13 protein-coding genes are annotated in these 14,270 nt (G+C 41.4%); 8 read left to right on the forward strand and 5 right to left on the reverse strand.

Annotation, left to right across the window (positions count from 1 at the left end):
- Nucleotides 1–14: 14 nt before the first annotated feature.
- Together rbbA and PQR79_RS01475 are read left to right on the forward strand one after the other, a co-directional pair.
- The gene (rbbA, locus tag PQR79_RS01470; RefSeq protein WP_238103364.1) at nucleotides 15–2,771 is read left to right on the forward strand and encodes a ribosome-associated ATPase/putative transporter RbbA; all 2,757 of its coding nucleotides are present in this window, start codon (nucleotides 15–17) and stop codon (nucleotides 2,769–2,771) included.
- Nucleotides 2,772–2,774: 3 nt separating this feature from the next.
- Nucleotides 2,775–3,899 (forward strand): ABC transporter permease, encoded by a 1,125-nt coding sequence (locus tag PQR79_RS01475; protein ID WP_238103365.1) that lies wholly within the window; start codon nucleotides 2,775–2,777, stop codon nucleotides 3,897–3,899.
- Nucleotides 3,900–3,990: 91 nt separating this feature from the next.
- On the opposite strand, the gene PQR79_RS01480 is transcribed toward PQR79_RS01475, so the two are convergent.
- The gene (locus PQR79_RS01480; RefSeq protein ID WP_188740784.1) at nucleotides 3,991–4,221 is read right to left on the reverse strand and encodes a hypothetical protein; all 231 of its coding nucleotides are present in this window, start codon (nucleotides 4,219–4,221) and stop codon (nucleotides 3,991–3,993) included.
- Nucleotides 4,222–4,584: 363 nt separating this feature from the next.
- On the opposite strand from PQR79_RS01480, the gene PQR79_RS01485 reads away from it, so the two are divergent.
- A complete protein-coding gene (locus PQR79_RS01485) occupies nucleotides 4,585–5,031 on the forward strand; it encodes an Hsp20 family protein (RefSeq protein ID WP_238103366.1) in 447 nt (148 codons plus the stop codon).
- 135 nt (nucleotides 5,032–5,166) lie between these two features.
- Here the strand turns inward: PQR79_RS01485 and soxR are convergent, their stop codons facing one another.
- On the reverse strand, nucleotides 5,167–5,610 hold the full coding sequence (soxR, locus tag PQR79_RS01490; protein ID WP_274408359.1) for a redox-sensitive transcriptional activator SoxR: 444 nt from the start codon (nucleotides 5,608–5,610) through the stop codon (nucleotides 5,167–5,169).
- Between the two features lie 100 nt (nucleotides 5,611–5,710).
- Here soxR and PQR79_RS01495 point away from each other — a divergent pair, with 100 nt between their 5' ends.
- On the forward strand, nucleotides 5,711–6,127 hold the full coding sequence (locus tag PQR79_RS01495; protein WP_238103367.1) for a VOC family protein: 417 nt from the start codon (nucleotides 5,711–5,713) through the stop codon (nucleotides 6,125–6,127).
- Nucleotides 6,128–6,182: 55 nt separating this feature from the next.
- Here the strand turns inward: PQR79_RS01495 and pepE are convergent, their stop codons facing one another.
- The gene (gene pepE, locus PQR79_RS01500) at nucleotides 6,183–6,893 is read right to left on the reverse strand and encodes a dipeptidase PepE (RefSeq protein ID WP_238103368.1); all 711 of its coding nucleotides are present in this window, start codon (nucleotides 6,891–6,893) and stop codon (nucleotides 6,183–6,185) included.
- A gap of 256 nt (nucleotides 6,894–7,149) precedes the next feature.
- Between pepE and htpX the strand changes: the two genes are divergently transcribed.
- Both htpX and PQR79_RS01510 read left to right on the forward strand, forming a co-directional pair.
- The gene (gene htpX, locus PQR79_RS01505) at nucleotides 7,150–8,013 is read left to right on the forward strand and encodes a protease HtpX (RefSeq protein WP_238103370.1); all 864 of its coding nucleotides are present in this window, start codon (nucleotides 7,150–7,152) and stop codon (nucleotides 8,011–8,013) included.
- Nucleotides 8,014–8,326: 313 nt separating this feature from the next.
- The gene (locus tag PQR79_RS01510) at nucleotides 8,327–10,819 is read left to right on the forward strand and encodes a sensor domain-containing protein (protein ID WP_238103372.1); all 2,493 of its coding nucleotides are present in this window, start codon (nucleotides 8,327–8,329) and stop codon (nucleotides 10,817–10,819) included.
- A 62-nt stretch (nucleotides 10,820–10,881) separates the two neighbouring features.
- On the opposite strand, the gene PQR79_RS01515 is transcribed toward PQR79_RS01510, so the two are convergent.
- A complete protein-coding gene (locus PQR79_RS01515; RefSeq protein WP_238103374.1) occupies nucleotides 10,882–11,241 on the reverse strand; it encodes a hypothetical protein in 360 nt (119 codons plus the stop codon).
- A gap of 49 nt (nucleotides 11,242–11,290) precedes the next feature.
- Nucleotides 11,291–11,554 carry a hypothetical protein gene (locus PQR79_RS01520; RefSeq protein ID WP_238103376.1) on the reverse strand — a complete coding sequence of 88 codons (264 nt, stop codon included), beginning with the start codon at nucleotides 11,552–11,554 and terminating at the stop codon, nucleotides 11,291–11,293.
- Between the two features lie 135 nt (nucleotides 11,555–11,689).
- Here PQR79_RS01520 and PQR79_RS01525 point away from each other — a divergent pair, with 135 nt between their 5' ends.
- Together PQR79_RS01525 and PQR79_RS01530 are read left to right on the forward strand one after the other, a co-directional pair.
- On the forward strand, nucleotides 11,690–13,201 hold the full coding sequence (locus tag PQR79_RS01525) for an ATP-binding protein (RefSeq protein WP_238103378.1): 1,512 nt from the start codon (nucleotides 11,690–11,692) through the stop codon (nucleotides 13,199–13,201).
- 2 nt (nucleotides 13,202–13,203) lie between these two features.
- On the forward strand, nucleotides 13,204–13,908 hold the full coding sequence (locus tag PQR79_RS01530) for a response regulator (protein WP_238103380.1): 705 nt from the start codon (nucleotides 13,204–13,206) through the stop codon (nucleotides 13,906–13,908).
- Nucleotides 13,909–14,270: the final 362 nt, after the last annotated feature.

Here is a 14,270-nt window from a genome sequence, read left to right on the forward strand (position 1 = left end):
GTAGGTACATAATTATGGACCAACAACAAAATCCGATCGTCTGCATCAATAATGTCAGTCATAAATATAACAAAGTCATCGCGATTGAAAACGTGACTCTTAGTATTCCTTCAGGACAAATGGTGGGTTTGCTCGGCCCTGATGGGGTGGGTAAATCTACCTTGTTGGCACTGATATCTGGGGTCAGAAAATTACAGAGTGGTAGCCTTGAAGTGCTTGGCGGTGATATGGCCTCAGCCCGACATCGCTCAAATGTTGGCCCTCGTATTGCTTATATGCCTCAAGGTTTAGGTAAGAATTTATACAGTGAGCTTAGTGTAGCCGAAAACCTCGATTTCTTTGGTAAATTATTTGGCCAAGGTTCCAATGAACGTAAAACTCGGATTGAGCGACTGACTCATGCAACGGGCCTTAATCCATTTTTATCAAGGCCTGCAGGTAAACTATCTGGTGGGATGAAACAAAAGCTGGGGTTGTGTTGTTCGCTTATTCACGATCCAGATTTATTGATATTAGACGAGCCAACCACGGGGGTTGACCCGCTTTCAAGACGTCAATTTTGGCAATTAATTCACACTATACGCAGTGAGCGGCCAAGTATGAGCGTGATAGTGTCTACGGCGTATATGGATGAGGCCGAAGGCTTTGATTGGTTAGTGGCAATGGATGCGGGCCACGTATTGGACTCGGGCAAACCTGAAGCACTCAAACTCAAAACCCAATCTGAAAATATCGAACAAGCCTTTACTCGGCTACTGCCTAAAGAAAAGCGCGGCAGTGGTCATGCCCTTGTTATTCCTCCTTTTGAAAAAACAGATGCTTCACCTGCGATTACTGCCAAGGGGTTAACCCGGCGTTTTGGTGATTTTACTGCTGTCAGTAATGTGAGCTTTGACATTCAAGCCGGTGAGATTTTTGGCTTTTTGGGTTCAAATGGTTGTGGTAAAACAACCACCATGAAAATGTTGACCGGTCTGTTACCCGCGTCGGAGGGGGAGGCGTATTTATTTGGAAAACGCGTCGATGCCGACAATATCGACATGCGTAATCGAGTTGGGTTTATGTCGCAAGCTTTCTCCTTGTATGGAGAGTTGACTGTTAAGCAAAACCTGAGTTTACATGCTCGTTTGTTTCATCTGTCTGCGTCGAAAACTGCAGAACGAATTGATACGTTGGTTGAACGTTTTGGTTTGCGTAAACAAATGGATGATTTGGCATCATCACTGCCACTAGGGATCCGCCAACGCTTGTCGCTTGCTGTTGCGGTGATCCATGAGCCAGAAATGCTGATCCTTGATGAGCCCACATCGGGTGTTGACCCTGTTGCCCGTGACGAATTTTGGGAGTTGCTTATTGAGTTGTCACGTCGCGATAAAGTCACCATATTTATTTCAACCCACTTTATGAATGAAGCGTTACGGTGCGACCGTATTTCATTAATGCATGCTGGTGAAGTACTGGTCTATGATGAACCACAACACCTTGTAGAAGCCAAAGGATCAACGTCGCTCGAAGAGGCTTTTATCAGTTATCTTGAAGATGCGATGGAGCAGAAGCCTCAAAAGCAGACTTTGCTTGAGCTTGCCAATGTCGAAAAAAACACAAGATTAACCCACAACCAACCACAGGCTATAAAACGTTTTGGCTTTAATTTGTCCAGGCTGTTGGCGTATAGCTATCTTGAAATGATGGCGGTAATGCGTGACAAAATCCGCCTGGCATTTGCCTTTTTCGGCAGTGTAATTTTGTTAATTGTGATTGCTTATGGGATTTCGTTAGATATTGAAGATCTCACTTTTGCGGTACTCGATTATGACCAAACACCGCAGAGCCGAGAATACATTAGTCACTTTCAAGGCTCTCATTATTTTATCGAGCGGCCTGTATTACAAAGCAAAGACGAGCTGGAGAGACGCTTGCGGTCAAACGACATCACTTTGGCGATAGAGATCCCAGCTGGTTTTGGTCGTGATATTAAAAAGGGGCAGACTGCACATGTTTCGGCATGGATTGATGGTGCTAATACCACCCGTGCAGGCACTATCGAAGGCTATGTCACTGGTGGCTATATTTGGTATCTGACTCAATTAGCAACAGAGGCGGGGGTGGATGCCAGCGCATTGTATAATGTTGATCTTCAGTCTCGTTATCGCTATAACCCTTCATTTGAAAGTATTTATTCTATTGGGCCTAAAACGCCAGCGCTATTGTTATTATTCTTTCCGGCAATTCTAATGGCTGTGAGTATTGCGCGCGAGAAAGAAGTCGGTACGATCACCAACTTTTTTGTTACACCAACCAATAAATTTGAATTTCTCATTGGAAAACAGCTTCCATATATCGCCATTGGCATGGTCAATTTTTTTATTTTGACCTTTTTGGTGGTGTTTTTATTGCAAGTTCCGTTAAAAGGCAGTTTGTTAGGGCTCACGATTGGGGCATTTTGCTATGTGTGTGCTTCTACCGGTATTGGTTTAGTCGTGTCTTCTGTCACTAAAACTCAAGTTACAGCGGTGTTTGCCACGACTATCGTTTCGCTATTACCGACTGCGTTGTTTTCGGGGTTAGTGCAACCCACATCAACTTTAGAAGGTGGTGGGTACATTATCGGTATGGCTTGGCCGGCAACCTACTATATGCATTTGAGTGTGGCGGCATTTACTAAAGGCTTGACATTTTTTGACCTAAAAGGCGACATCATGATGTTGTCAATTTATGGCCCTATTTTAGTGGTTTTTGCTGCCGCATGTTTGAAAAAGCAGGAGGCATAATCGATGAAAATCTGGAGCAATATTTTCTGGCTTGGCACTAAGGAGCTTCGCAGTGTCATGGGTGACGTTACCATGATAATACTAATTGTGTTTTTATTCAGTGCGCAAATTTATTCGCGATCAACCGCCATTAGTGAGTCGGTCAATAATGCATCAATTGCGATCGTTGACGAAGATCACTCAACGCTGTCGCGTAACATTGCCAATGCTTTCTATCCTCCTTATTTTAAGTTTGCAGAGCAAATATCTGCGAGCGAGGTAGACCAACTCATGGACCAAGATCGCTTTATGTTTGTGGTAAGCATTCCACCGCGTTTTGAGGCGGATGTGCGTGATGGGCGCTTACCGAGTGTGCAAATCGATGTTGATGCGACCGCTGTGACTCAAGCAAGCTTAGGTAATAGCTATATTCAAAGTATCATCACTAAGGAGGTTAACTTTTTTGTTAATCGGTCTAATGCAACTATCGATTACCCCGTGGTATTAGTTCAACGACGCGCGTTTAATCCTAATGGCACAATGAGCTGGTTTAGTTCAATGGGAGCGCTGCTCGATAATGTCACCTTGTTGGCTATTATTCTGACCGGTGCAGCCTTACTGCGTGAACGTGAGCATGGCACAATCGAACATTTATTGGTCATGCCGCTGACGTCATTTCAAATCATTATGTCCAAGGTTTGGGCCAATGGACTAATTGTGCTGATAGCCTTTTCGTTGTCACTTTTCTTTATGGTCGAAACATTATTGGATGTCCCCATTGCGGGATCGCGTTGGTTATTATTGGGTGGGACGACGATTTATTTATTTTCAGCAGCCTCAATCGGGATATTTCTTGGCACCATAGCCCGCACCATGGCGCAGTTTGCTTTATTGTTAATGATTGTCATCATTCCTATGATGTTATTGTCTGGGGGCATTACTCCCATTGAGAGTCAACCTGCAATTGTTCAACCATTTACATGGATTTTCCCTTCACGGCACTTTATGGCATTTTCGCAGTCAGTCGTCTTTCGTGGGGCTGACTTTAGTATTGTGTGGCCCGAGCTATTGAATATCATCACCTTGGGGATGGTATTTTTTGTTAGCAGTCTAGCGCTGTTTAGACGCTCAATTGCTGTCAATAAGTAGTGGGATAGTTGACTGGTTATTTTATCCATCATGTTGTTAAATCATTAAGCCACCTATAAAGGTGGCTTTGTGGTGTTAACAATAATACAAGTTATGCATTATTAATTTTTTGTTTTAAGTCATATGAATCTTCAGTAATAACCCGTTCTAATACTTCAATGCGTTGACGTAATGAGCTGATTTCATCGTGCAGTGATTTATTATTATTTGCTTGTTCGTTTGCCGCTATGCTTTGGCGCTCTTTAAGCTTCATTATGCTAACAATAAAACTGCCTATAATGGCGATGATTGGGATTAATAGTGCCAGTGTCGCAGGGTTCATAACATATCCTTATTGATGTATTGCGTTGTGAGTTATTGTGACGTTTTCAATTAGAATTACCAGTGACAAAAGTCATTTAAACAGGATTACAGTCGTAATTAATCATAATTATTGAATTTTAAGATGTTGAATAAATGCCATTTTTTAAATTTTATATCCATTTTAAATTTTTTTTATTCAATAGCCTTGATATCAAACACGGTGTCCATATATCTAATTTTGTAGCAGAGATAGATAACGAAATGCTCGAATGAGGTTTTACTACTCTGACTATGACAGTGCCGTAAGGGCTGTTATCAACGTCGCTACTTTTATGAAAAAGTGGTCATTATTTTACATATTGCTTTAGACAAGGATATGAACATGCGAAACTTTAATCTTACTCCAGATTTAGCCCCTCTTTACCGTAGCGCAATTGGTTTTGATCGTTTAGCCCAACTTGCTGAACATGCTGCAGCTAACAATGCTAACAGTGGTTACCCTCCCTATAATATCGAACTGCTTGGTGAAAATCGTTATCGCATCACTATGGCGGTAGCTGGCTTTGCAATGTCTGAGTTAGACATTATGAGTGAAGGCGAAAAACTGTTAGTGAAAGGCAATAAGACAGCAAAAACTGATGAGCGTAAATATTTGCACCAAGGCATTGCAGAACGCGGTTTTGAGCGGACCTTCCAGCTAGCCGATTATGTCCGTGTTATTGGTGCAGAATTAGAGCACGGTTTGCTCAATATTGATTTAGTACGAGAAATCCCAGAGGCTATGAAACCTCGTAAAATTGATATTACTGCAACCAATACGCTTAGTTAGGCTGTTATTGCTAGTTTTATAAATTTAGCGGCTTAAGTGTTAATGATCATTTAAGCCGTGTTTCCAATCCGTTATTTTATCTCCCTTATTTACGCTTTTTTGAGATCGCCTAGTTTCTTTTGAAGCTCGGCATTTTTATGTTTTATTTAACAGTACCGGACCGGGGCCCTGTTTTTCAAGAATATCATCGGGATTGTACAGTGGGCAGTTTTGCATGGATAAACAACCACAACCGATGCAACCTTCGAGTGAATCTTTCAATTTTTGCATCTTGGCAATCCGCAGTGTCAGCGTCTGGTTCCATTGGTTAGATAAATTTATCCAATCTTGTTTCGTGGCGGTTCGCCCATTTGGCAGACTGGCAAAGGCCAAGTGTATCTCATCGAGAGAAATGCCTAATTGTTGAGCTGCTTTGATGAGTGAAATCCGGCGAATGACTTCTCGTGAGTAGCGTCGCTGATTTCCTTGATTTCGCCAACTGCTTATTAAGCCTTTTTGTTCATAAAAATGAATTGCCGAAACATTCATGCCACAACGTTTTGCCACTTGGCCCACACTCAATTCTGTATTTATTGACACTGTTCTCCTCCAAATTTTACATTCTGGCAAAAATAACGCTTTACCTCAAGTTAACTTGAGGTATTAAGCTCGGTCTTATTCTTAATAAAGGAGAGACACAATGCACTTAGAACATGTCAATTTGGTTGTGAACGATTTAGAAGAGACATTAGTGTTTTATCAGGCGGCATTTCCCCATTGGAGAGTGCGTGGTGGTGGTGACTCAACTTGGCATGGTACACCACGAAAATGGTTGCATTTTGGCGATGACTATCAATATTTGTCGCTGAATGACTCTGGGACCGGAAAGGCGCGTGACCTTACAAGCAATGCGATTGGTTTAGCACATTTTGCTTATGTGGTGGATAACGTCGATGCATTAGTGATAAGGCTTGCAAACGTCGGTTATAAGGTGGCGATTATGGGCGCGGCTAACGAAGCTTATAAGAGCCGTTATTTTATTGACCCTAATGGTTTTGAAATTGAGTTTGTTGAGTATTTAACTGACATTCCCAGCGAACGAAACCAATACGATTAATTAAGCAACCATTGGACCTATGACAAAAGCCCAATGGCATTTATCTCAAACCGTGTTATTTGAGATACTTTGATAAGTCGCTGTTGGCGGCAATCTCAACTTCTTGTTGCTTACCATGAAATAAATAGGCAGTTTGATCGCCGATTAAGGTTAATTTATCTCCTTGGCGCCATAACGCGCTGCCTTCTTGGATACCAATCACAGGAGTTAACGGGTCAACAATGGTGAACTCTAGTAAGCGTTGAGCACGAGTTTCACCGTTATGGCCTGGCATTTGGTAATTGGTGTAATGTGGATTTAACTGAAAAGGTAAAATATTCAGTGCCGTAAATGAGGGTGGTTCAATGATTGGCATATCATTTGTGGTACGGATACTGGCTCCGGTAATGTTTGAACCTGCACTCCAACCCACATAAGGCATACCATTTTGCACTTTTTCGCGGATTAAATGCACTAAATCGTAGCGATAAAGCTCGTTTAACAGTTGGAAAGTATTGCCACCGCCAACCAAAATACCAGCGGCCTCTTGGATGGCTTGTTTAGGATCGGCAAACTGGTGAATGCTGTTAATGGTGATAGGTAGCGGTGCTAATGCCATTTGCACTTTGGTTAAATACTCATCATAACTGACGCTAACACCGGCATAGGGAATAAATAGCCATTGTTGACCGGGTTGAGTCAGTGGAAGGATAAGATCAATAGTATGGGTTAAATAGTCTGAGTCACCTACACGTGAAGCGCTCAACATTAATGCGTTAATGGTCATAAACATGCCTTATTGTTATTTTATTTTTGACAGTTTATCAAAGATTAACCAATGCATACACTGAGTTAGCACTTTTTCAGTTTCAATTAATATAATCTGCCTAGACTCTGCTCGCTAGCATTTTAAGCCTGTGTTGTATCAGCGTAAAAGAGTCATAAATCTTTTTTAATATAACTAAGCTTGAATTCTATTTTTATGGACATATTATGTCTGTAGTAACAATTGAAAATCGGCATTTTGCCATACAGGAGCTTAAATGAAGCGTATATTTTTGTTGATCGCAACCAACTTTGCCATCTTACTGGTTGCCTCAATCGTAATGTCTATTCTTGGGGTAAATACCCAAACGATGGGTGGACTGTTAGTATTTGCTGCCATTTTTGGTTTTGGTGGCTCATTTATCAGTTTAGCCATTTCAAAATGGATGGCGAAGAAAACCATGGGTTGTGAAGTCATTACTCACCCACGTGACAATACTGAACGTTGGTTAGTTGAGACGGTAGCGCGTCAAGCTGAAAAATCAGGCATTAAAATGCCTGAAGTGGCCATTTATCAGTCGCCAGAAATGAACGCATTTGCCACAGGGCCAAGTAAAAACAATGCATTGGTAGCGGTAAGTTCGGGTTTACTTTACGGCATGACGCAAGATGAAATCGAAGGTGTATTAGCCCATGAAGTGAGCCACGTTGCTAACGGCGATATGGTGACCTTAACCTTAATTCAAGGCGTGGTGAATACCTTTGTTATTTTTGCCGCGCGTGTGGTAGCTGGTATTATCGATAACTTTGTTGCAAGTAGCGATGAAGAAGGTGAAGGCCTAGGTATGTTTGCCTATATGGCAGTGGTGTTTGTATTAGACATGCTGTTTGGTATATTGGCATCTATGATTGTGGCTTACTTCTCACGTATCCGTGAATTTAAAGCTGACGAAGGTGCAGCTCAGTTAGCGGGTAAAGGCAAAATGATTGCTGCGCTTGAGCGTTTACGCCAAGGCCCTGAAAGCGGTGCAATGCCAGCTCAGATGTCTGCTTTTGGTATTAATGGCAAACGTTCAATGGCTGAACTTATGATGAGCCATCCACCGTTAGAGAAGCGCATTGCCGCACTAAAAAATAGCTAAAACTAATACTTTACAGTTAGTTATATGGTAAACATAAATAAGGAGCTTTAGGCTCCTTATTTGTTTTTAGCGTATATTTAATGTTCAAGATAACGGATTTATTGATTTAAGATAGTTAGTGCAGTGCTATTTAGGCTTATAGTATGAAATAATCATGTTCATTGTGGCTGGGTTAGTATAGGAAGTGGGCTTTTGATAGTCTGTTCACTTTGAAGGTTAATGCTAGTCCGTCATTATCTGTACTATAGTTGGATGACTATATTGTTAATTGGTGGTACAGAACTTATTTATTATGTCGATTTAGGAAGGTGTTATGTTGAAAGAAGCTATTTCTCAAACTCAACTTGGAGAATGGCAACAGGAAATTAACGACATTTCTGCCGAATTTCGTCTGACTATCACTTTTAACCAAATTGATGTGACAGCACATCGTCTACAAGCTATCTGTATTAGCCAAAGCGCTAAAGAGCGCACCTGCCAGCAACATCAAATCAGTTTATTACATTATATTGGTACCCTTAATGATAATGCAGAGGTAAACCAGTCAAGTACTGGGGTATACCATCAACTTATCCGTGATGAACAAGGGCTACTAATGGCAGGACTTTCTTTTAGTGCTGTTAATGATGATCTTGATAAACCAGAATTATTTGCCCCCTTAAGTGCTATTCAAATTCGTATTGCTGATATGTTAAGCAGTGCCATCCGTGTATATCTTTCGAGTATAGATTTAGGGGGCCAACCCAACGTTAATGTCACCCATGATGTCGACTTACAAGCATTTATTGATGCATTTGACGAACATATTTGGATTAAAAACTTAGATGGGTTTTACATTGCCTGCAATAAGAGTGTTGAGCGAGCATGGCGAAAATCAAAAGAGCAAATTGTCGGGAAAAATGACCATGATTTGTTTGATATGCGTACTGCAGAAGCGTTTATTCAAGGTGATGAGTTAGCCATCAATACCGGCTCACCCGTGGTGGTATCAGAATGCGAGGAAGTCGACGCCAATTACAATAAAGTCTGGCTTGAAACCATTAAAGCTCCCGTTAAAGATGACCAAGGTCAATTAACTGGAGTTATCGGAATGACCCGAAATATTGCAGAACATAAAGAAGCCCAAGAACAATTAATATTAGCGGCTAATGTGTTCCAAAATGCCGTTGAAGGGGTGGTTATAACAGATAAAGAAGGTAATATTACTGATATAAACCAGGCGTTTACCGATATAACGGGTTATAGCCGCGATGAAGTGCTAGGTCGCAATCCGAATATATTGAGCTCTGGACGTCATCCAAAAAGCTTTTTTGAACGTTTATGGAATACTTTATTAGTTCAGGGGAAATGGCATGGCGAAATTTGGAATCGTCGTAAACATGGCGCTATTTTTCCGCAAGCCATTACTATTAGCGCCGTATTTGATAAACAAAATATTATTCAATATTACGTAGCGGTGTTTGCCGATATCTCTGTACAAAAACAAAACGAAGAAAAACTCAAAAATCTGGCTTATTTTGATCCTTTGACCCAATTGCCTAATCGCATGCAATTTATGTCATTAGTTGAACAAGAATTGAATCACTCCAATCGTGCTAAAAAGCAGTTGGCGATTTTATTTCTAGATATCGATTTTTTTAAACACATCAACGACAGTCTAGGCCATGTGATTGGTGATGAAATTCTGGTTGAATTAGCTAAGCGACTATCTTATGCCCTATCTGATTTTGATGTGCTTGCGCGTTTAAGTGGTGACGAGTTTGTGGTCATGCTACCTGGCATTATGAGTACAGACTCTGTTACCTCATCGGTTGATAGGATCCGCAGTGTATTTGAGCGACCATTTATTTTGGATAACTCACAATCTGTTAGATTAACCGCCAGTATGGGGGTCGCTATTTATCCAAGTGATGGCGATGACCATGACAGTTTATTGCGAAATGCCGATGCAGCTATGCATCGTGCAAAACTCGATGGCCGTAATAATTATGCTTTTTATACTGAGTCGATGACTAGACAAGCGGTAGAGCAATTAAAACTGCAAACGGCATTGCATCATGCGTTGGCTAACGATGATTTTTATCTCGTTTATCAACCCAAATTAACATTAAAGGATTTATCTCCTTGCGGTTTTGAAGCGCTTATCCGTTGGCATGATCCTATTTTAGGTGACATATCACCTGCAGCGTTTATTCCGCTAGCGGAAAAAATTGGTTTAATTTGGGACATTGGATTATGGGTGTTAAAAACGGCGTGTTTACAGGGTGTAGAATGGCTAACTCAAGGAAAGACGTTTGAGCGGATATCGGTTAACGTGGCCAGCTTACAATTACAGCGTAATGATTTTGTAGATAAAGTCAGACAAATATTACTTGAAACAGGCCTTCCAACTAAGCATCTTGAGTTAGAGGTGACTGAGTCGTGCATGATGCATAACCCTGAGGCCATGATTCACGATTTAAAATTATTAGGAGCTATGGGGATTGCACTAAGTATTGATGATTTTGGTACTGGCTACTCGTCACTTAACTATCTGAAACGCCTTCCGATTGATAAACTTAAAATTGATCAGTCATTTGTTGGGGACATACCTCACGATGTCAACAATACCGCCATCGCTAAAGCTGTTATTGCTTTAGGGCATGCATTAAATTTACAAATTATTGCAGAGGGTGTCGAAACCGAAGAGCAGGCAGATTTTTTACGCAGAAACGGATGTGATTTAGCCCAAGGTTATTTGTACAGCAGGCCTAGGCTACCCGATGCACTCACTGAGTTTTTACCGTTAGTGAATGCAAGAGAATAACCTTACACAAAACAAAGCCAGCATATAGCTGGCTTTGTTATATCAAGTGACTCGCCTTGTTTTTAAGCGTATACGTCGACGTTTACCGTAGATGAATTACTGGCTGTTTGCGTTTCGCCATCATTGTAAATACTGCTCAACGCTTCATAGAAAATACTGCCGATATCTTCGTCTGATAAGCCTTCTGTCATCGGTTTTAACTCGTCTAAAACCGATTTAAGTTCTGCTTGTTGTTCATCCGTTAGCGATGCCAACATATCCGTAGTCAATTGCTGCTCTTCCTCAGACAAGGTTGATACTGCAGTCTCTAGTCCTGGTGGTACGCTGCCTTTTGGTGGCGGAGGGCCATCCGGGCGTGGAGGACGCTGAGGATTTTCTGTTGATGTCATTTGGATCGCGGTGTTGCTACTCGTCACTTGCATAGTCACTCCTTGTCTGTTTTGGCATAGACGTTAAGGGCACAAAAAGACGTTAGTTACGTTCTCTTTGACCTTGTTGCATATCTTGTGGTGGATTATCCGGTACAGCTACCAGCTCACCATTAATCATTTGGCAAGTAGCTTCAATACTATCACCACGTGGTGTTTCAAAGCTAACTTGGCTGTTTTCTGAACTGCTTGCACACGCATCAATTGCTTCTTGTGGTGGCTTGCCGCCTGGAGGGTTAGCGAATGCGCCCGCTGCAGCAAATAAACTAAGAGAAAGTAAACCAATAGTGATTGGGTTAAGGGTCATGTTGACGCTCCTTGGTGAGATACTTCGGATAATATACGATATTAATGTGGAGGAATTGTGCAGAATCTGAGGAGATTGCAATCCGTTGTTCTCGATGACTAGTTTGCAGTTATATTGCTGGTTATACTGTAGTTTATGAAAATATCTCAGAAATTATTTTTAGCCTTTGTTGGCTTAACCTGTGTTGTTCTTATCGCGACCTTATCGTTAGCGAGGTGGAGCTTTGATCAAGGTTTTCTAGACTTTATAAACAATTTAGAGCAAGAGCGCCTTGCCAGTTTGTCGGTTGACTTGCTGACACTATATGGTGCTTCTTCATCATCGGCTAACAGTAACCAATCTACAGAGATTTGGCATCTAACCAAGTCATCTTCGCTCAATCAGATCATTTCACAGCATTCAGTTATTCCTTACAAGCCAAGACAAGATAACATTGGCGGTCCTAAAAATATTGGCCCTGGTTTATCCGGCTTACTACCTCCAAGACCAAGAGGCGAACCAGGAGGATTAGGGCAACCACAAAGACTCCCACCACATAAAAGACCACCATTTGATAAGCAACGTATAGGGCCTCCCACAGGCTTATATTCAGCAGAACAAGTGCATATTGCCGGTGATGCCATCGAGGAGTCTGTTGAGCGTATAAGTATGCCTCTGGAATATAATCAGCAAGTGGTAGGGTACTTGTACAGTCTGCCGATCCGTGAAATTCAATCGTCTTCAGCAACTGCATTTGCACAACAGCAGCGATGGACCAGTATTGGTATCGGTTTAGTGTGTTTAATGCTTGCCAGTGCATTAGCTTGGTGGCTCTCACGATTTTTATTAGTGCCTGTAAAGCATGTTATGCAAGGCATTAATCATTTGTCTGAAGGGGATTACGAGCAACGTTTAGCGACTACGCGTGTAGATGAATTAGGCCAGTTAATGGTCAATATCGACCATTTGGCGATGACTTTAGCTAAAAATCGCAGTGCAAAGAATCGTTGGTTAGCTGATATTTCTCATGAGTTGAGAACACCGTTGAGCATTTTGTGTGGCGAAATCGATTCGATAAAAGCCGGTATAAGGGCGTTCGATCTGCACCAGCTACAATCAATAGAACAAGAGGTGTTACGTATGAAACATCTAGTGGATGATTTATATGAACTCTCTTTATCTGATGTTGGCGGCCTGCGGTACCATTTCAAGCCTCATAACATCAGCGAGTCTTTGGAGTGCATTTTAGGCACCCTATCAACATCTATGCTAGATAAAGGCTTGACCTTAACGCATCACATTATGCCCAAACTGTTTGTGTCTGCAGATGTTAGGCGCTTAGAACAGTTGTTTATGAACTTATTAATGAATGCCATGGTCTACACTGACAGCCCAGGCCAAATTGATATTCAATTGGTGCAGCAAGATAATATGATCTGCCTAACACTCAACGATACTAAACCCAGTGCCACAGAAGATGAATGTGAACATTTATTTGAACCATTATATCGTCAAGACACCGCCAGAACCCGCCGAGGTAGCGGGGCGGGTTTAGGGCTAACGATCTGTAAAAATATTGTAGAAGCCCATAACGGCAAGATTAGCGCAATGCCATCTCCAATGGGTGGATTATGCATTAAAGTACAATTACCTTTGTTAAGGAAGTGACCATGAGTGGATTTTCTCATCAAGAGCCAATGACAGTTCTGGTGGTAGAAGATGAACCTAAAATTGCACAGGTTTTAGTGGATTTTTTGAAACTTGAAGGGTTTAACACCCAAGTACAATACGATGGCCGTGATGTGATTGATACGATTAAAACGCAATCTATTGATTTTGTGATTTTAGATTTAATGTTGCCTTACAAAGATGGTTTAACCATTTGCCGCGAGATCCGTCAGTTTTCAATGATGCCTATTTTGATGTTAACTGCTCGTGTTGATGAAATTGATCGCCTCATGGGTTTAGAACTGGGGGCTGATGATTATGTGTGTAAACCGTTTTCTGCAAGAGAAGTCGTCGCCAGAGTGAAAACGATTTTGAGACGGGTAGAAAACACTCAAGGTAGTCAAAATGAGCAAGTGATCCGCTATAAACACATAGATTTGAATATTGAACGGTTTAAGTGTCATGTTGATCGACAAGAAGTTGAATTAACCCCGGTTGAATTTAGATTGTTACAAACCTTGCTTAAACGCCCCGGTGTTGTCCACTCTCGCGACAGCTTGATGCAAGTGTGTTATGTCGACGACCGCATTGTAAGCTCACGTACGATTGACAGCCATGTTAAAAATTTACGCCACAAACTTGCACAGGCCACTAAACAAAAAGAAGTGCTTCACTCTATTTACGGTGTTGGTTATAAGGTTGAATAATTACTAGCCTACCGAACCTTTTCTACGTTATCTCCTTAATGTCTGCACAGTTTCTGCATAATTTTTGTTTACACTGTGCAAAGGTTTTTAGGGATAACAGTATGTCTTCATTGATGATTTATTTATTATTGTGTAGCCAAAGTTGCATTATTTTGTGTTTGCTTGTGGCTTTTTTCTCCGTTGATTCTGGGATAAATACAATAGATCCTGCTCAATAATCCCACCGCAACATTGTTGATCATCGACCTATGACCAGCAATTACTCAGATTTTATTTGCCTAATCGTTTTGATTACTCGCTCATAGACAGGCTTTTGTTTAGAATGTCAGTGTTATTGACGTTGTATTACGGTGTTGGTTGCT

Source organism: Shewanella metallivivens (assembly GCF_028750675.1).
Taxonomy (GTDB): Bacteria; Pseudomonadota; Gammaproteobacteria; order Enterobacterales; family Shewanellaceae; genus Shewanella; species Shewanella metallivivens.